The organism is Streptomyces sp. MK37H (assembly GCF_018035285.1).
Classification (GTDB): Bacteria; Actinomycetota; Actinomycetes; order Streptomycetales; family Streptomycetaceae; genus Streptomyces; species Streptomyces endocoffeicus.
This window is the reverse complement of the sequence record NZ_JAAAYH010000015.1, coordinates 1-15,884: the sequence shown is the minus strand read 5'-3', so window position 1 is coordinate 15,884 and position 15,884 is coordinate 1. Positions and strand designations below refer to the sequence as shown.

The 15,884-nt window shown below is 71.1% G+C and carries 18 protein-coding genes, 2 pseudogenes and 1 riboswitch; of the genes and pseudogenes, 11 read left to right on the top strand and 9 right to left on the bottom strand.

The features are described from left to right. Nucleotides 1-19 precede the first annotated feature (19 nt). The 3 genes from GWI24_RS04165 to GWI24_RS04155 are packed head-to-tail and all read right to left on the bottom strand — an operon-like array spanning nt 20 to nt 1,127. On the bottom strand, nt 20-232 hold the full coding sequence (locus GWI24_RS04165) for a hypothetical protein (protein WP_210944540.1): 213 nt from the start codon (nt 230-232) through the stop codon (nt 20-22). After that, nucleotides 229-816, bottom strand: a complete 588-nt coding sequence (locus GWI24_RS04160; RefSeq protein ID WP_210944539.1) for a polysaccharide deacetylase family protein — start codon at nt 814-816, stop codon at nt 229-231. The genes GWI24_RS04165 and GWI24_RS04160 overlap by 4 nt, the downstream gene beginning before the upstream one ends. Next, nucleotides 813-1,127 (bottom strand): hypothetical protein, encoded by a 315-nt coding sequence (locus GWI24_RS04155; RefSeq protein WP_210944538.1) that lies wholly within the window; start codon nt 1,125-1,127, stop codon nt 813-815. The genes GWI24_RS04160 and GWI24_RS04155 overlap by 4 nt, the downstream gene beginning before the upstream one ends. Before the next feature lie 72 nt (nt 1,128-1,199). After that, nucleotides 1,200-1,351: riboswitch (cobalamin riboswitch) on the top strand. Between the two features lie 39 nt (nt 1,352-1,390). Between GWI24_RS04155 and GWI24_RS04150 the strand changes: the two genes are divergently transcribed. The 4 genes from GWI24_RS04150 to prpB all read left to right on the top strand — a co-directional run bounded on the left by GWI24_RS04150 (nt 1,391) and on the right by prpB (nt 5,061). Continuing rightward, the gene (locus tag GWI24_RS04150; RefSeq protein ID WP_210944537.1) at nt 1,391-1,612 is read left to right on the top strand and encodes a CbtB-domain containing protein; all 222 of its coding nucleotides are present in this window, start codon (nt 1,391-1,393) and stop codon (nt 1,610-1,612) included. 21 nt (nt 1,613-1,633) lie between these two features. Then, nucleotides 1,634-2,401, top strand: coding sequence for a CbtA family protein (locus tag GWI24_RS04145; RefSeq protein WP_210944536.1), 768 nt, complete (start codon nt 1,634-1,636; stop codon nt 2,399-2,401). Between the two features lie 246 nt (nt 2,402-2,647). After that, complete coding sequence (locus GWI24_RS04140; protein ID WP_210944535.1) at nt 2,648-4,156, top strand: MmgE/PrpD family protein; 1,509 nt, start codon at nt 2,648-2,650, stop codon at nt 4,154-4,156. Continuing rightward, nucleotides 4,156-5,061, top strand: coding sequence for a methylisocitrate lyase (gene prpB, locus GWI24_RS04135; RefSeq protein ID WP_210944534.1), 906 nt, complete (start codon nt 4,156-4,158; stop codon nt 5,059-5,061). Before GWI24_RS04140 ends, prpB begins: the two co-directional genes overlap by 1 nt. 41 nt (nt 5,062-5,102) lie before the next feature. Here prpB and GWI24_RS04130 read toward each other — a convergent pair whose 3' ends face one another. Then, nucleotides 5,103-5,744, bottom strand: coding sequence for a TetR/AcrR family transcriptional regulator (locus GWI24_RS04130; RefSeq protein WP_210944533.1), 642 nt, complete (start codon nt 5,742-5,744; stop codon nt 5,103-5,105). Between the two features lie 96 nt (nt 5,745-5,840). On the opposite strand from GWI24_RS04130, the gene GWI24_RS04125 reads away from it, so the two are divergent. Continuing rightward, entirely contained in the window at nt 5,841-7,349 is a 1,509-nt protein-coding gene (locus GWI24_RS04125) for an FAD-dependent monooxygenase (RefSeq protein WP_210944532.1), read from the top strand. A 154-nt stretch (nt 7,350-7,503) separates the two neighbouring features. On the opposite strand, the pseudogene GWI24_RS04120 reads toward GWI24_RS04125, so the two are convergent. After that, nucleotides 7,504-7,881, bottom strand: a pseudogene (locus GWI24_RS04120) (sensor histidine kinase); the annotation flags it as partial. A gap of 333 nt (nt 7,882-8,214) precedes the next feature. Between GWI24_RS04120 and GWI24_RS04115 the strand changes: the two are divergent. Further along, a complete protein-coding gene (locus GWI24_RS04115) occupies nt 8,215-9,738 on the top strand; it encodes an FAD-binding oxidoreductase (RefSeq protein ID WP_210944531.1) in 1,524 nt (507 codons plus the stop codon). Here GWI24_RS04115 and GWI24_RS46480 read toward each other — a convergent pair. After that, nucleotides 9,668-10,003, bottom strand: coding sequence for an aldehyde dehydrogenase family protein (locus GWI24_RS46480; RefSeq protein ID WP_308343442.1), 336 nt, complete (start codon nt 10,001-10,003; stop codon nt 9,668-9,670). The genes GWI24_RS04115 and GWI24_RS46480 overlap by 71 nt on opposite strands. Here GWI24_RS46480 and GWI24_RS46060 point away from each other — a divergent pair. Both GWI24_RS46060 and GWI24_RS44855 read left to right on the top strand, forming a co-directional pair. Further along, a pseudogene (locus tag GWI24_RS46060) lies at nt 9,933-10,130 on the top strand (helix-turn-helix domain-containing protein); the annotation flags it as partial. The gene GWI24_RS46480 and the pseudogene GWI24_RS46060 overlap by 71 nt on opposite strands. Before the next feature lie 180 nt (nt 10,131-10,310). Then, nucleotides 10,311-10,709, top strand: a complete 399-nt coding sequence (locus GWI24_RS44855; protein ID WP_247615858.1) for a RidA family protein — start codon at nt 10,311-10,313, stop codon at nt 10,707-10,709. A gap of 25 nt (nt 10,710-10,734) precedes the next feature. Here the strand turns inward: GWI24_RS44855 and GWI24_RS04100 are convergent, their stop codons facing one another. Continuing rightward, on the bottom strand, nt 10,735-11,616 hold the full coding sequence (locus GWI24_RS04100; protein WP_210944528.1) for an NAD(P)H-binding protein: 882 nt from the start codon (nt 11,614-11,616) through the stop codon (nt 10,735-10,737). 119 nt (nt 11,617-11,735) lie between these two features. Here GWI24_RS04100 and GWI24_RS04095 point away from each other — a divergent pair, with 119 nt between their 5' ends. Further along, on the top strand, nt 11,736-12,419 hold the full coding sequence (locus tag GWI24_RS04095; protein WP_247615857.1) for a YafY family protein: 684 nt from the start codon (nt 11,736-11,738) through the stop codon (nt 12,417-12,419). Here the strand turns inward: GWI24_RS04095 and GWI24_RS04090 are convergent. Further along, complete coding sequence (locus GWI24_RS04090; protein WP_210944526.1) at nt 12,404-13,375, bottom strand: GlxA family transcriptional regulator; 972 nt, start codon at nt 13,373-13,375, stop codon at nt 12,404-12,406. The genes GWI24_RS04095 and GWI24_RS04090 overlap by 16 nt on opposite strands. Nucleotides 13,376-13,524: 149 nt before the next feature. On the opposite strand from GWI24_RS04090, the gene GWI24_RS04085 reads away from it, so the two are divergent. Then, nucleotides 13,525-14,394, top strand: a complete 870-nt coding sequence (locus GWI24_RS04085) for an alpha/beta fold hydrolase (protein WP_210944525.1) — start codon at nt 13,525-13,527, stop codon at nt 14,392-14,394. Between the two features lie 152 nt (nt 14,395-14,546). Beyond that, nucleotides 14,547-15,548, top strand: coding sequence for a threonine/serine dehydratase (locus GWI24_RS04080; RefSeq protein WP_247615852.1), 1,002 nt, complete (start codon nt 14,547-14,549; stop codon nt 15,546-15,548). Between the two features lie 132 nt (nt 15,549-15,680). Here the strand turns inward: GWI24_RS04080 and GWI24_RS04075 are convergent. Then, the coding region (locus GWI24_RS04075) for a DUF5133 domain-containing protein (protein WP_210944524.1) at nt 15,681-15,884 on the bottom strand (204 nt) is incomplete at its 5' end.

Below are 15,884 nucleotides of genomic sequence, written 5' to 3'. Positions count from 1 at the left end.
TGCCGGTGGTGTGACGCCGTCAGATGGCCGCGGCGCGCCGCGGGTCGGTGCGGTGACGTACTTCCTCCGAGGACCCGGGGTCATTCGGGCGGTCCAGGGAGCGCCACCACCGCGCCACCTCGGCGCCGGTGGCGAACCACACGTCCCGGCGCCGCCGCGTATACGCCACGAACTCCTCCAGCACCCCGATCCGGCCCGGATTGCCGATGCAGGACGGCTCCAGGGTGATCACACAGCACAGCCCGTAGCCGTGGTACGCGTCGAACTCGGCGCACCAGTCGTCCAGGGTCTGCCGGTATCCGGCGATCCGCACCGGTCGTCGCCCTGGGCCAGGGAGGTCCAGGTGAACCCCAGTTCGCTCAGCACACCGGCGGTGTCGTCGCTGATCTCCGCGGAGGGCGGCCGGAAGCCGGTGGGCCGCCGCCCGGAGATGTCCTCCAGCACCCGCGCGGAACGCTCGATGGCGCGGCGCTGCCCCTCGGCGTCGAGGGTCGCGTAGTCCTCCAGGCCGTCGCCGCGGGAGCCGATCTCATGGCCGCGGGCGGCCACGTCCCGCACCGTCCCGGGGTAGCGCTCGGCCACCGTCGTCGGGATCATCCAGCTGGCGCGGACATCGGCCGCCTCGAGGGCGTCGAGCATCCGGGGCGCACCGCGCTTCGGGCCGTACTCGCCCATGGACGGGGTCTTGGGCCGCTCATGGCAGGACTCGTCCAGCCGCAGCCAGAACAGCTCCGCGTCGAGGTTCACCGTCACCACGACCGCGCACCGGGCGCCGTCCGGCCAGGGCGGGTTCTGTGGCGAACCACACATCGTCATGGGAGCGGATGTGCTCGATCAGCCGGCGCAGCAGCAGCACCCGGCTCGGCTTGCCCATGACTTCCGGGTGCATCATCACGACGTAGCAGAGCCCGTAGCGCGTAGTAGCCGTCGAACTCCCGCCGCCAGTTGTCGAGGGTGAGGTCGGTGCCGGCGATGCGGTCCTGGCCGCGCGGCTCCGCCGGGATGTCGTTGTAGGCGAACTGGGGGAAGTCGTCCAGCTCCCACTGCGCGGGGATCTCGATGAGGCCGGTGTCGCGCCCGAGCTCCGAACTGCTGACCCGGCTCCGCGGCCATTTCCTGCCGCCCAACAGCCCCCATTACGGCGCCGACGAGTGAGGACGTGCGCGTCCTGGTGGCGTCTCACCAGGTGGCCGGTCTTGGCCAGGCATCCGACACGCGGTACCGTCGGTGCGATATCGACGATGGTCTGACGGAAGCCGGTGGGAATCCGGCACGGTCGCGCCACTGTGAACGGGACGTATCCGAAGGGGACGTTCCGTGAGTCAGACCCGCAGCCATCGTCCTGTGCACCACCGAGATGGGACGCGAACTCCCTTAGGAGGCCACTGTCATGGCGCAGCATGTCGCCCAGCCGACAGCCACCACTCCCGCCCTCCCCGCCACGCTGCCGCTGAAGGCGATAGCTCCCTGGGGCGTTTTCTTCGGCATCCTGATGCTGGTTCTGCTGTTCTTCGTCGGCGCCGAGCAGGGCGCCACCGCGGTCGTCTCCGGCTCGGGTGTCCACGAGTGGGTGCATGACGCCCGCCATCTGCTCGGCTTCCCCTGCCACTGAGGCGAGGGACGCCGCACTCCCATGAACTCCGCAACAGTAAGAAACCTGCTGGTGCGGGGCATGCTCGCCGGTCTTGGTGCCGGTGTGCTCGCCCTGATCGCCGCCTATTTCCTCGGTGAGCCGAACGTCGACCGCGCGATCGGCTTCGAGGAGGCCCACGCCCCCGCGCATGACCACGAGGTCGAGATCGTCTCCCGTAGTCTGCAGTCCACCGCCGGCCTGGCCACCGGTGTGCTGATCTACGGGATCGCGTTCGGCGGCATCGCCGCCCTCGCCTACTGCGTCGCCCTCGGGCGCGTCGGCCGCTTCAGCCCGCGGGCCACCGCGCTGCTGCTGTCCGGCTGCGCGCTGTTCGCGGTCTATGTCGTGCCGTTCCTGAAGTACCCGGCCAACCCGCCCGCCGTCGGCAACGGCGACACCATCGGCAAGCGGACGACCCTGTACTTCCTGATGATGGTGCTCAGCGTGCTCCTGGCGATCGCCGCCACCATCCTCGGCAAGCGGCTCGCCCCGAAGCTGGGCACCTGGTACGCCACCGTCGCCGCGGTGGCCGCCTTCGCCGTCGTCATCGGGCCGGCGTTCGCCTTCCTGCCCGTCATCAACGAGGTCCCGGCGGACTTCCCGGCCACCGTCCTGTGGCGGTTCCGGCTGTCCGCCCTCGCCATGCAGGTGATCCTGTGGGGTGGCTTCGGCCTCCTCTTCGGTGAGCTCGCCGAGCGGATGCTGAACCCCAAGCCCGCGAAGGGGGAAGAGAGCCGGGCGATGGCGGCTGCCCCGAACTGGCCCTGACCACACCGAGACGCACGAGGGCCCCCGGAGCCATCCGAGGGCCCTCTGGCGTTGTGAGGGCACGTCCGATCCCCTGAACCGCCGTCATGCTCGCTCCTCCTGCCGGTGTCATGGGGTGCGGGGGGCCACCGGATACGGCACCTGCCCGGACATGTACGAATCCACGCCCTGGAGTGGTGGCCCCGCGGCCGGTCGGTGGGAAGGCTCAGTCACGTCACCGGTACCAACCGACGTACGAGGAGCCCCGTGATCGAGCACCACGTCCATGTCCACCCCAGCGCCGACCGGCTGCCCCGCGAGCACCAGCTCGCCTGGAAGCTCGCGTCCGTGGCCACCGACACCGCGGAACCGGACGCCGAGAGCGCCGCGATGGCCGTCAACCGGGTGATCGACAACGTCGCGGTCGCCATCGCCTCGCTGCTGCGCCGCCCGGTCGCCGTCGCCCGCGCCCAGGCCACCGCCCACCCGGCCACCGCGCCCGGGGCCTCGGTCTTCGGCGTGCGCGGCCGGGTCTCCCCGGAGTGGGCCGCATGGGCGAACGGCACCGCCGTGCGCGAGTTGGACTTCCACGACACCTACCTCGCCGCCGACTACTCCCACCCCGGCGACAACATCCCGCCCCTGCTCGCCGTCGCCCAGCACACCGGCCGCACCGGCGCCGACCTGCTGCGCGGCATCGTCGCCGCGTACGAGGTCCAGGTCGCCCTGGTCAAGGGCATCTGCCTGCACCGGCACCGCGTCGACCACGTGGCCCACCTCGGCGCGGCCACCGCCTGCGGCCTGGGCGCCCTGCTGCGGCTGCCCACCGAGACCGTGTACCAGGCCGTCCAGCAGACGGTGCACACCACGACCGCCACCCGGCAGTCCCGCAAGGGCGAGATCTCCAGCTGGAAGGCGTACGCGCCCGCCTTCGCGGGGAAGGCCGCGATCGAGGCGGTGGACCGGGCAATGCGCGGCGAGACCTCCCCGTCCCCGATCTACGAGGGCGAGGACGGCGTCCTGGCCTGGATGCTGGACGGCCCGGACGCCGACTACACCGTCCCGCTCCCCGAGCCCGGCGAGCCGCGCCGCGCGATCCTCGACACGTACACCAAGGAGCACTCCGCCGAGTACCAGGCCCAGGCGATCATCGATCTGGCGCGGCGGCTGCGCGAGAAGACCGGCCCGCTGGAAGGGGTGCGCTCGGTGGTCCTGCACACCAGCCACCACACTCACCATGTGATCGGCTCCGGTGCGAACGATCCGCAGAAGTACGACCCGGCGGCCGGCCGCGAGACCCTCGACCACTCGGTGCCGTACATCCTCGCCGTCGCCCTGGAGGACGGCACCTGGCACCATGAGCGCTCGTACGCACCCGAGCGCGCCCGCCGCCCACGGACCGTCGAGCTGTGGCGGAGGATCACCACGGTCGAGGACCCGGAGTGGACCCGGCGCTACCACGACCCCGACCCGGACCGCCGGGCCTTCGGCGGACGTGCGGTGATCACCCTGGAGGACGGTTCGGTGATCGAGGACGAGCTCGCGGTCGCCGACGCCCACCCGGCCGGGGCCCGGCCGTTCGACCGCCCGGCCTACGCGGGCAAGTTCCGCACCCTCGCCGAGGGCGTCGTCACCCCCGCCGACCAGGACCGCTTCCTGGCCGCCGCCGAGCGGCTCGCCGAGGCCACCGCCCCCGAGCTGGACGGCCTGTTCCCGGCCGTCGACACGGAGGCCGTCGCCGCGTACGACACGACCCTGCCGAAGGGGCTGTTCTGATGCTGCACACCCGCACCACCCCGGCCGAGCGCCGCCGCGCCCTGCGCGAGCGGCTGGCCACCGGCCGGCTGCTGCTCATGCCCGGCGCCCTCAACCCGCTCTCCGCCCGTCTCATCCAGGACACCGGATTCGAGGCCGCCTACCTCTCCGGCGCCGTCCTCGCCGCCGACCTGGGCCTGCCCGACATCGGGCTGACCACCTCCACCGAGGTCGCCGCCCGTGCCCAGCAGACCACCAGGGCGACCGATCTGCCGGTCCTCATCGACGCCGACACCGGCTTCGGCGAGCCGATGAACGCCGCCCGTACGGTACAGCTGATGGAGGACGCGGGCCTGGCCGGACTGCATCTGGAGGATCAGGTCAACCCCAAGCGGTGCGGCCATCTCGAGGGCAAGTCGGTCGTGCCCCGCGAGGACATGACCCGCCGGATCCGGGCCGCGGTCGACGCCCGCCGTGACCCGGACTTCCTGCTCATGGCCCGCACCGACGCCCGCGCCGTCGAGGGACTGGCCGCGGCGATCGACAGGGCGAAGGCGTACCTCGACGCCGGCGCCGACGCGATCTTCCCCGAGGCTCTCGCCGACGAGGCCGAGTTCGAGGCGTTCCGTAAGGCGATTCCCGTCCCCCTGCTCGCCAACATGACCGAGTTCGGCAAGAGCCGCCCGCTGGACGCGCGCACGCTGGGGAACCTCGGCTACGACATCGCGCTCTACCCGGTCACCCTGCTGCGCCTGGCCATGGGCGCCGTGGAGGACGGCCTGCGCACGCTCGCCGCCGAAGGCAGCCAGGAGTCCCTGCTGCCCCGCATGCAGACCCGCTCCCGCCTGTACGAACTCCTCGACTACGAGGACTACTCGGCCTTCGACTCGGCCGTCTTCGACTTCACTCTCCCGCCCGGCACCTGACGGCCTGACGCCCGGGAGGCACCCGTGCGGGGCGCCTGGAGTCACTTCCGCGGGGGCAGGTGCCGCAGTCCGTTCTCCAGCAGCGCGAACGCGTGCTCCGCGTCGGCCACCGCACCCGCGTAGCGCTCGTCGGCGGGCTCCCCGTACGTCACGCGTGCGGTGTTGTCCTGCGCCAGTGACCACTGGACCGCGACGATTTGGACGGCGGCCAGCCGCGCGGTGAGCTCCGGAATGTCCGCCGTCTCCCGCAACGCCTGCGCGAGCTCGCGTTCGGCACCGGCCTTGAACCGCTCCATCCGGGCCACCAGCGAGGGTGTGTCGAGGATCATCCGGGTGAGCTTGAGGATCTGGGGATGGTCGTTGAGCCCGGTGATCGGGTCCCGTTCGCGCAGGCCCTTGAGGAAGTGCTCGCGCAGTGCGGTCAGCGGTGCGGTGCGGGGCGGGCGGGCCCGTACGACGCGGGCGCTTTCGGCCTCGTGGTCGGCGAGGCGGTGCACCACGAGGTCTTCCTTCGCCGGGAAGTAGGCGAAGAGCGTGCGCTTGGACACCTCGGCCGCCTCGGCCACCTGGGCCACCGAGACCTGGTTGAAGCCGTGTTCGAGGAAGAGCGTGATCGCCGCCTCGGAGATCGCCGCGTGGGTCCGCTGCTTCTTCCGCTCCCGTAGCCCTGGCTTGCCGTCCACGACGCCCACCGTAGCAGAGCAATTACCCCCAGGAGATTTCTGCACCTGGTATACATGTAGCCCGAGGCAAGAAATCGAGGAGGAGTGGCCGTGTCCATGGAGAAGACGGAGACGACGGAGAGCACGACGGGCGTCGTCATCGCGGGAGCCGGCCCGACCGGGCTGATGCTGGCGTACGAGCTGGCGCTGGCCGGGGCCGAGACCCTGGTGCTGGAGAAGCTGGACCAGCGCATCGAGCAGGTGAAGGGCGGCGCGATCCAGCCCCGTACGGCCGAATTGCTGGAGTCGCGCGGGCTGTTGGAGCCGATGCTGCGGCGGGCCACCCCGCGTGACCCGGTGGGCGGGCACTTCGCGATGCTGCCCGTGCCCTTGGACTGCACCCCCTGGCAGACCAGGCACAACGGCCCGATCGCCATCCCCCAGTGGAAGATCGAGGAGGTGCTCGAGGAGCGGGCGATCGCCGCGGGCGCCCGGGTTCTGCGGGGCGCCGCCGTCTCGAAGGTCGAGTCGGACGAGGACGGCGTGGTCGTGACGGCGGACGGCCTGGAGGTGCGGGCGCGCTATCTGGTGGCCTGCGACGGCGGCCACAGCACGGTGCGCAAACTGCTGGAGCTGCCGTTTCCCGGGCGGGCCGGGACCCATCAGGCGGTGCTGACCGACATCCGGCTGACCGCGGTGTCGTCGCTGGTGCCGAAGCGGATGGGGCACATCAGCACCATGACCCGTCATGTGGGCGGCTACTGGGCCATGCTGGTACCGGTCGGCGGCGACCGGTACCGCTTCACCTTCGGGCACGAGGACCAGGTGGACACCGCTCGCGACATCCCCGTCACCCATGAGGAGATCGCCACCGCGCTGCGGGAGGTGTACGGCGAGGAGACCACCCTCGGGGCCGTCGACAACTCCTCGCGCTTCAGCGATGCCACGCGACAGCTGGAGCAGTACCGCGTGGGCCGCGTGCTGTTCGCCGGAGACGCCGCCCATGTCCATTCGCCGCTGGGCGGCCAGGGGCTCAACCTCGGTATGCAGGACGCGATCAACCTCGGCTGGAAACTGGCCGCGGTCATCCAGGACCGGGCGCCGAGCGGCCTCCTGGACAGCTACCACGCCGAACGGCACCCGGCAGCGGCCCGGGTCCTGCATCACACGGCGGCCCAGCGGGTCCTGGCGGACACGAACCCGAGCGAGGATGTGACCGCCCTGCGCGACATCTTCGTCGACCTGCTGCGCCTGCCCGACGCCAACCGCCACCTCGCGGGACTGATGTCAGGCCTCTCGCTGCGCTACGACCTGCCCGGCGAGCATCCCCTCACCGGGCAGCGCGTACCGGACGCCGACCTGGTCACCGAGGCCGGTGCCACCCGGCTGTCGGCGCTGTTCGGCTCCGGCCACGCCGTTCTGCTCGATCTGGCCGGAGCCGTCCCGGACGGCCTCCGGCTCCCGCCACGCGTCGACCTCGTCCGGGCCACCTGCGCCGACGACCTGGGCGCCGCCGCCCTGCTCATCCGCCCCGACGGCTATGTGTGCTGGGCGGCGGACACCCCGGCCGCCTGCGACGAGACCCTGCTCGCCACGATCGAAGGCGGGCTGACAAAGGTGCACTGAACCGGGCGCGTCAGGCCCGGCGGCGGTCTCCGGTGGCCAGAGCGGGGTCGGTGCGCTGGACGCGGCCAGCAGGCCGATGAGCATGGAAGCGTGCAGTGCGAAGGCCGTGTCTCATGCAAATCCTTAGCTTTTGAGCCGGGAGGAGGTGCGGTGCTCAGTCGTCCAAGGGGAGCAGGATGCGGAATGTGGCGCCCTCGTCCGGGGCCGTGTGCACCTCCACCCGGCCGTGGTGGGCCGTCACCAGGGAGTGGACGATCGCGAGGCCGAGCCCCGCGCCTCCGCTCTTGGTGCGGCCGCGGGCGTCATCCGCGCGGTAGAAACGGTCGAAGGCGCGGGCGGCCTGCTCCTCGGACATCCCCGGACCCTCGTCGTGCAGCTCCAGAACCGCCAGACCGTCCTGCGTCCCGACGCCGATCCGGACCGGAGTGCCGGGCGGGGTGTGGGCCACCGCGTTGCCGACGAGGTTGGAGGTCACCTGGCGCAGTCTCGCCTCGTCGCCGAGCACCGGCGCACCACCCGGCGGCCCGCCGCCGCACAGTGATCCGCTGTTCTGGGACAGCTCTGCACGAGTCTGGGTGTGGCATGTGAACCGGGAGCCCCGTCCCCGGGAAACCGGCAGGCCGCGGCATCCGGCCGACCTGTGGCTCACAGAAACTCACAGAGAACGGCCCCGGCATGACCACATGCCTATTCATCCTTTGGAAAGCGGCCCCCATTCCCGGTTAGCGTGTCGGGCAACACCGTCACGGCCCCCCTGTTAATCTGCGGGCCGCAGGAATAGGCCATACAGGGGCGTACACGCCAGCCGGCACACACTGTTTTCCTTGCCCATTACTGGCGTATCCCCATCGAGAGGATACGGACCATGCACGACTATTCTCGTCGCAGACTACTGAAAACAACGGCGGCCGCCGGTGTCGGCTCGGTCGTTCTCCCGGGCGTGGCGACCGCCGGTGCCTCGGCCGCGAGTGCCGCGAGTGCCGCGAGTGCCGCGAGTGCCGCGAGCAAGGCGACCGGGAGCGGAAAGAGCCGGCCGGCGAAGCTCACCGGCCGTATCGTCACCCCCAATGACCCCGGGTACGCGGAAGCGAGCCTCGGCTGGGACGAGCTCTTCGTTCACTATCCGCTGGTCATCGTCTACGCCCAGCACACCGAGGACGTGGTCAACGCCCTCACTTGGGCGCGTCAGCACGATGTCGCGCTCCGGGTGCGAAGCGGCGGCCACAGCCTTGAGGGCTGGTCGAACGTGGACAACGGCATCGTGATCGACGTGAGTGAGTTGAAGTCGGTCCACATCGACACCGCCTCTCGTACCGCGAGGGTCGGCGCCGGGCTCAACCAACTGGAAGCGGTGACCACGCTCGCGGAGAAGAACCTCGCGGTCACCACCGGAACGGAGGGCAGCGTAGGTCTGTCCGGTGCCACGCTCGGCGGCGGCTTCGGCTTCCTCAACCGCTACCTCGGCATGGCGTGCGACAGCCTGACGGCGGCTGAGATCGTCGTGGCGTCGGACCCCGACCGTGCCAAGGTGATCACGGCGGACTTGAAGCACCACTCGGATCTGCTGTGGGCGCTCCGCGGGGCGGGAAACGGCAACTTCGGGATCGTCACCTCCCTCACCTACCAGGCGTCTCCGCTCAACAGCGTCGCCTATGTGCAGGCGACCTGGGACGGCATCGGGGACCTGCAGGGGGTCTTCGAGGCATGGCAGCGTACGGGGCCGACCGCCGACAACCGCCTCGGAACCCAGCTCGAGATCCACCGGAACCAGATCCTGCTGTTCGGGGTTCTCGCGGAAGGGACGGCGGTGGAGGCGAGGAAGCTGCTGGCCCCGATTCTGTCGGTCGGCACGCCCGAAGTCTCGGTGGAGATCGGCAACTGGGGTGACGTATACGCGGGATTCCAAATTCCGACCGAGGAGGAGCCCGCGAACTGGAAGTTCTTCTCGCAGTTCACCACCGAGCCGTTCCCGAAGAAGGCGATCAGTGTGATTGCCTCGTTCATGCGGGACGCCCCCACGGATGACAGCAACTTCTTCACCCAGGCCTTCGGCGGGGCGGTGCGGAGAGAGCCCCGCGGCGGCACGGCATTCCCGCATCGAAACGCGCTCTTCTATTCCGAGCCCGGCGCGGGCTGGGGGACTCGTGGAGTGCCGGGCAGCGGCGATGAGCTCACCCCGGTGGCCCAGGCGTGGATCGCCGAGTTCAGCCAGGCGCTGCGGCCCTTTGTGCATGGCGCCTACGTCAATGTGCCGAACATCGGAATGCAGGATTGGGAAACCGCCTACTGGGGGCCCAACGTCGACCGGCTGCGCAAGATCAAGGCGAAGTACGACCCGCACAACATCTTCCAGTACGAGCAGAGCATCCCGCCCGCGACGCACCACTGACCCGTGGCCGAGCCCCGAAGGTGACCGTTCGCGGGCCCCGGCCGTGTGGCGGGGCCCGCGAATGGCAGTTGAGCCATACGTAGCCGAAGTCCAGCTCCGCCCCGACCCGGGTCGCCCGACCCAGGTCGGTGGTCCACACGCTCGCGGCCAGGCCGTAGTCGGCACCGTTCGCGAGCCGCAGGGCCTCCTCCTCGGTGTCGAAGGGCTGGACGGTGACGACCGGGCCGGAGGCCGGCGACGCCGAACGGGACCGGCCGCTGCACACCGTACGGGCCCACCTCGCCGGAAACGGCGCGATAGCGGACACGGCCGCCGCCGTCTACTGCCACCGGAACACCGTGCAGCACCGCTTCAACCGCTTCAACCGCTTCCACGAGCTCACCGGCCACGATGTGCGCCCCCCGAGGCCGCCGCCCTCATCGCCCTGGCCCTGCGCGGCCGCGACCGGCGGTCCACGGCGCAGGACCCGGGCTGACGAGGCGGAGGCGGCGCTGAACGGTCTCCGATTCGCGCCCGATCACGGCCTCCCTGACCCGCGCCTGGCCGGCCCCCCACATGATTACGCTGCACCCATGAGTCAGCTGATCAGAATCCCCGCCCCGGACGGGGTCGCGCCCGCCGCCCAGTACTCCCATGTCGTCCAGGGCACCGGGCACTTCGTGGCCATCTCCGGCCAGATCGCCCTGGACGAGGCGGGCAATATCGTCGGCGAGGGCGACCCGGCGGCCCAGGCCCGCCAGGTCTTCGAGAACCTGCGGCGCTGCCTCGCCGCCGCCGGTGCCACCTTCGACGATGTGATCAAGCTGACGTTCTTCGTCACGGACATGGCCCATATGCCGGCCATCCGCGAGGCCCGCGCCGCCCGCATACCCGACGACCGGCTGCCCGCCGCCTCGGCGGTGCAGGTCGTCTCGCTGGTGCGGCCGGAGTTCCTGATGGAGATCGAGGCATTCGCGGTGGTGGCCGGGTAACCACCGGGGACGACACGCGGATCGCTTATGAGACGTCGTCGATCCGGTGTCGCAGATGGCCGTAGGCCCAGGCGGCGAGGGTGGTCGGGGTGGTGGTCCGGAGGGTGCGGGGCTGTTCGGGCACGAAGTCTTCGCGCAGTCCGGTCGACATGCCGAGCACGGCCTCGACCAGGCTCTCGGTCATCCCCGCCCGGCGGAGTTGAGCCCGCATGGCGTCGTCGGTGATCCGCTCGACGCCGATCCGCCGACCGGTGGCGGCGGTGAGGATGTCGCCGACCTGTCGCCAGGTGAGGTCGGCGGGCCCGTGAACGGCCTGTACGCACCGGCCGGACCAGGTGGGGGACAGCAGACGGGTGGCGGCGACCTCGGCGATGTCGCGCGGCGCCACCCACGCCATGGGCTGGTCGAGCGGCAGGATCACCTGGAGGGTTCCGGCGCGTAGGGCCTCGAGCTCGAATTCGAGATTGGTGAAGAAGTAGCCGCAGCGGAGATGGGTGACATCGACGCCCGTACCGTCCAAGGTGATTTCGGTCTGTGCCAGGCCGTCGATCTCACCGGCACCGTGGCGCTTCTCGGCGCCGACGCTGCTTTGGAACACCACGCGGCCGATCCGGTTCTCGGTGACGGCGCGGACCACGCTGCTGGTGGCGCTGGCGTATTCGGCGAGGGGATCCCCGTGGCCGCTGGTCGGGTTCACCCAGAACAGTGCGTCCACATCGCGGGTGGCGGCCACCACCGCGTCGGCGTCGTACTGGTCGACCGGCACCGCGTCCACCTCGTCCCGGACGTCGGGCGCCAGCCGCTCGGGGTCGCGCAGCAGGACGCGCGGCCGGACCCCGGCGCGGACGAGTGTGGCGACGACATGGCGGCCGACGTTTCCGGTCGGGGTGGTGACGGCGATCCGCATGGTTGCTTCCTCTCATCGATGGCTCGACCGCACCCTAGGAACCGAGGCGGCCTGAAGCTGTCCTCCTCTCCTGGGAGGCTGAGGGAATGGAGCTCGATCCGACGATCAGGACCTTGACCATGCTGACGCTGCTGCAGTCAGGGGGCGAGTGGACGGCCGCCGAACTGGCCGAACGGCTCGGCACGAGCGTCCGCACCGTGCGACGCGACGCCCAGCGGCTGCGCCGTCTCGGGTACACCGTCGAGGCCCGCCCGGGACCGGGCAGCGCCTATCGACTGAGCCCCGGGACCAGGATTCCGCCCCTGCTGTTCACCGCCGACGAGATCACCGCGCTGGTGGCCGGGCTGCATCTGATCCGCGCCTTCCTCCCCGAGGAGGCGGTCGCGCCAAGCGCGTTGCTCAAGCTGGACCAAGTGCTGCCCCGCCCACTGCGACGCCGCGCGGCCGCCACCGACCTGGCCACCGAGGTGCTGCAGCAGCCCGGTGCCGTGGTCTCGGCGGCGACCGTCGGTGTGATCGCCGACGCGGTGGCCGAGGACGGCAGACTCCGCTTCCACTACACCGACCAGCACGGCCGCGCCGCCACCCGCCTGGCCGAGCCGTACCGCCACTTCCTGCGCGCCGGACACTGGTACCTCGTGGCATTCGACGTCGACCGGGACGACTGGCGCACCTTCCGCCTCGACCGGATCACCGACATCTCCCGGGTGGCGGGCACCTACCGGCCGCACACGTTCCCCGATGAGTCCATCGAGCACTGGCTGACCACCGACTTCGGCCGCGCCACTCACGGCGTGGCGTGACGTTCCGGGACATCCGAGCCCCGCTGGAAGGTCCGCCGGTAGGCGGATGGCGTGGTGCCGAGGGCGTCACGGAAGCGGGCACGGAGGTTGGTGCTGGTGCCGAGGCCGCTCTGGGCGGCGATCCGCTCGATGCCGAGGTCGGTGACTTCGAGGAGTTCGCGGGCGTGGTTGACACGGGCGGTGAGCAGCCACTGGTGCGGGGTGATGCCGGTTTCCTGGCGCCACATGCGGACCAGGGTGCGGGTGGAGACGCGGGCGTGGTGGGCGAGAACCTCCAGCGTGAGGGGTTCGTCGAGGTGGCCCAGGGCCCAGTCGCGGGTGTCGGCGAGGGTGCGCGCGGTGGGCTCGGGCAGCGACTGGGCGATGTACTGGGCCTGGCCGCCGTCGCGGTGCGGCGCGGCCACCAGTTCCCGGGCGATGTCGTTGGCGACGGCGGCGCCGAGGTCCTTGCGGACGATGTGCAGACACAGATCGATGCCCGCGGTCACACCCGCGGAGGTCAGCAGCGGATCGTCGTCGATGTAGAGGACACCGCGGTCCACCCGGACCCGGGGGTAGAGCTCTTCGAGCTCGTCGGCGCTCGCCCAGTGAGTGGTCACCGTACGGCCGTCGAGCAGCCCGGCCGCGGCGAGTGCGAAGGCGCCGGTGCAGATGGAGGCGATACGGGCGCCTCGGCTGAAGGCGAGCTTCAGGGCCGCCGCCACCTCGGGCGCCGGTGGCCGCTGATACTCCCAGTAGCCGGGCACGATGATCGTGTCCGCCTGGGCCAGGGCCGGCAGCCCGGCGGTGTCCCCGACCGTGAACCCGGTGCTGGTCATGACGCTGCCACGGGCTCCGCCGCACACCGTGAGTTCGTACGGCGTGTTGGGCCGTGCGTTGAAGATCTGCGTCGGGATGCCGAGGTCTATGGGGAGGACCCGGGGCAGCACCAGGACCGCGACGCGATGAGAAGCCATGGCTCCAATGTTACGGACGTAACTTTCCTGCCAGGCCGGACAGCCGGGCGGAGACCCGCGGGCGGCCACCGGTGACCGTGTCCCGAAAGTTGCGAAGGGTGGCATACGAGCGTGTGGTTGATCGAGAAGCGCTGGACGACGATCGAGCCATGAGCAGCGTGACCACCACCAAAACCCCGATCGGCCGGTACTTCGACGTGACGGGCGGCCGGGTCTACGGCCACGTCCGTGAGGGCGACGGGCCGGCCCTGGTCTTCCTCCACTACTGGGGCGGCTCCCACCGCACCTGGCGGCCGGTCATCGAACGCCTCAGCCCCACGCGGGCGTTCGTCTCGTACGACCACCGCGGCTGGGGCGAGTCCACCGAGGTTCCCGGCCCCTACGGCATTGAGCAGCTCGCCGACGACGCCGAGCGCGTCATCGAGGAACTGGGCTACGGCGCATGCGTCGTGGTGGGCCACTCGATGGGCGGCAAGGTGGCCCAGGTGCTGGCCTCCCGGCGCTCTGCCGGGCTGAAGGGCGTGGTGCTCGTCGCGCCCGCTCCGCCGGCGCCGGTCGGTGTGACCCGGGAGTTCCAGGAGGCGCTGGCGCATGCCTACGACAACGACGAGACCATCGACCGCAGCATCGATCTCGTCCTGACCAGCGGCGAGCTGTCCGCCGAGGCGCGCCGCCAGGTGCACGAGGACAGCTCCCGGGCGGGCGAGGCGGCGCGTATGGCGTGGCCGCGGGAGGCGCTGGTCGAGGACTTCGCGGACCGGGTCGGTGCGATCGACGTTCCGGTACTGGTGCTGGCCGGGAGCGACGACAAGGTGGACCCGCCGCATGTCCTGCGCGACCACCTGCTTCCGCTGATCCCCACGGCCACCCTCACCGAACTCGGCGGCACCGGCCACCTGTCGCCACTGGAGGTGCCCGACCAGATCGCCTCCCACATCAGCGCGTTCGTCGCCCGGCTCCAGAGAGGTGGCCCGGCTCCAGCGGCTCAGGGGGACCGGTCGCAGAGGCCGTCGACGTAGGTGTGGGCGTCCACCAGCATTCGCCGCCCTCGGGCTGTTCGCGCGGCACCGCGTCCCCGCACGCCACGCCACGGCTGACGCGCCGCGTTGACCGCGGCCGTGCCGTTCGGCTATCCACGGGTCAAGGACCTTTATCGAGAGGACACCCACCGTTGTCAGACATCCACGCCGACGACGCCGTGCCCGGCTTCGGCATCGACGCCATCCACGAGGCCGCGCGGCGCCTGACCGGCCATGTGGTCCGGACGCCGCTGCTCAACTCCCCGATGCTGGACGACCTCGTGGGCGCCCGCGTCCTGGTCAAGGCCGAATGTCTGCAGCTGACCGGCTCGTTCAAGGTGCGCGGGGCGCTCAACGCGCTGCTCGCCCTGGACGAGGACGCCCGCCGCGCCGGGATCGTGGCCTACTCCGCCGGTAACCACGGGCAGGGGGTGGCCGCCGCGGCGCGGCTCGCCGGGTGTCCCGCGGTCATCGTCATGCCGAGCACCGCCCCCCGTATCAAGGTCGACAACGGCCGCTGGTGGGGCGCCGAGACGGTCCTGTACGACCCGCGGACCGAGGACCGGGAGGAGGTCGCCCGGAAGATCCTTGAGGAGCGCGGGATGACGCTGGTCCCGCCCTTCGACGACCCCCGCGTCATGGCCGGGCAGGGCACCGTCGGCCTGGAGATCGCCGAGCAGGCGCGCGAGCTGGGCCTGACCCCGGACACGGTCCTGGTGAACTGCAGTGGCGGCGGGCTGGCCGCCGGTGTGATCACCGCGCTCGACGACGCGTTCCCCGGCCTCGCGAACCACATCGTCGAACCGGCCGGCTTCGACAAGATGGCCCGGTCCCTCGCCACCGGCCGCGTGTGCGCCAACCCCCACCCGCCCGGCGGCCTCATGGACGCCATCTCCGGCCCGGTGGCCGGTGCCCACCCCCTGGCCGTCCTCCGCCACTACGACGTCACCGGCCTGACCGCCACCGACGAGGAGGCCCTGGCCGCCATGGAAACGGCCCACCGCCTCCTCAAGATCGTGGTGGAACCGGGCGCCGCCGCGTCCCTGGCGGCCCTGCTGTCCGGGAAGTTGGACGTCAGGGGCAAGGTCGTGGTGCTCGTGGCCTCGGGCGGCAACGTCGATCCGGCGGTCTACCGCAAGGCACTGGCGGACTGAAACCGTTCCACCGAGAAGCACTACGCCGGCTGACGAACGGACGGACGGGCGTGCCGCGTGCCCCGGACGTCGATGTCCGTCCATGGCCGTCCATGTCCGTCGATGCCCGGGGCGCGCGGGGGGTGTCCTGCCTCAGGCGCTGGGGACGAGGGAGTCGTCCTCGGGGTGGGCGCCGGGGAGCTGGTGCCGGGCGGCGATCAGGGCGGCGTCGACGTCCCGGGTGCCGGTGACGACGCACAGCGTGTACGCGACGTCGGCGAGCCGCTGCTGCGCCTCGGGGCTGCCGTTCTCGGCGTGCAGCATGCGGAGGGTCTCGTACTGCTGGATGAGGTCGGT

Coding starts and splice junctions, on each gene's coding strand:
- GWI24_RS04160 (WP_210944539.1), bottom strand. CDS start 816: ATGACGATGTGTGGTTCGCCACAGAACCCGCCCTGGCCGGACGGCGCC.
- GWI24_RS04150 (WP_210944537.1), top strand. CDS start 1,391: ATGGCGCAGCATGTCGCCCAGCCGACAGCCACCACTCCCGCCCTCCCC.
- GWI24_RS04145 (WP_210944536.1), top strand. CDS start 1,634: ATGAACTCCGCAACAGTAAGAAACCTGCTGGTGCGGGGCATGCTCGCC.
- prpB (WP_210944534.1), top strand. CDS start 4,156: ATGCTGCACACCCGCACCACCCCGGCCGAGCGCCGCCGCGCCCTGCGC.
- GWI24_RS04125 (WP_210944532.1), top strand. CDS start 5,841: ATGGAGAAGACGGAGACGACGGAGAGCACGACGGGCGTCGTCATCGCG.
- GWI24_RS04115 (WP_210944531.1), top strand. CDS start 8,215: ATGCACGACTATTCTCGTCGCAGACTACTGAAAACAACGGCGGCCGCC.
- GWI24_RS44855 (WP_247615858.1), top strand. CDS start 10,311: ATGAGTCAGCTGATCAGAATCCCCGCCCCGGACGGGGTCGCGCCCGCC.
- GWI24_RS04100 (WP_210944528.1), bottom strand. CDS start 11,616: ATGCGGATCGCCGTCACCACCCCGACCGGAAACGTCGGCCGCCATGTC.
- GWI24_RS04095 (WP_247615857.1), top strand. CDS start 11,736: ATGCTGACGCTGCTGCAGTCAGGGGGCGAGTGGACGGCCGCCGAACTG.
- GWI24_RS04090 (WP_210944526.1), bottom strand. CDS start 13,375: ATGGCTTCTCATCGCGTCGCGGTCCTGGTGCTGCCCCGGGTCCTCCCC.
- GWI24_RS04085 (WP_210944525.1), top strand. CDS start 13,525: ATGAGCAGCGTGACCACCACCAAAACCCCGATCGGCCGGTACTTCGAC.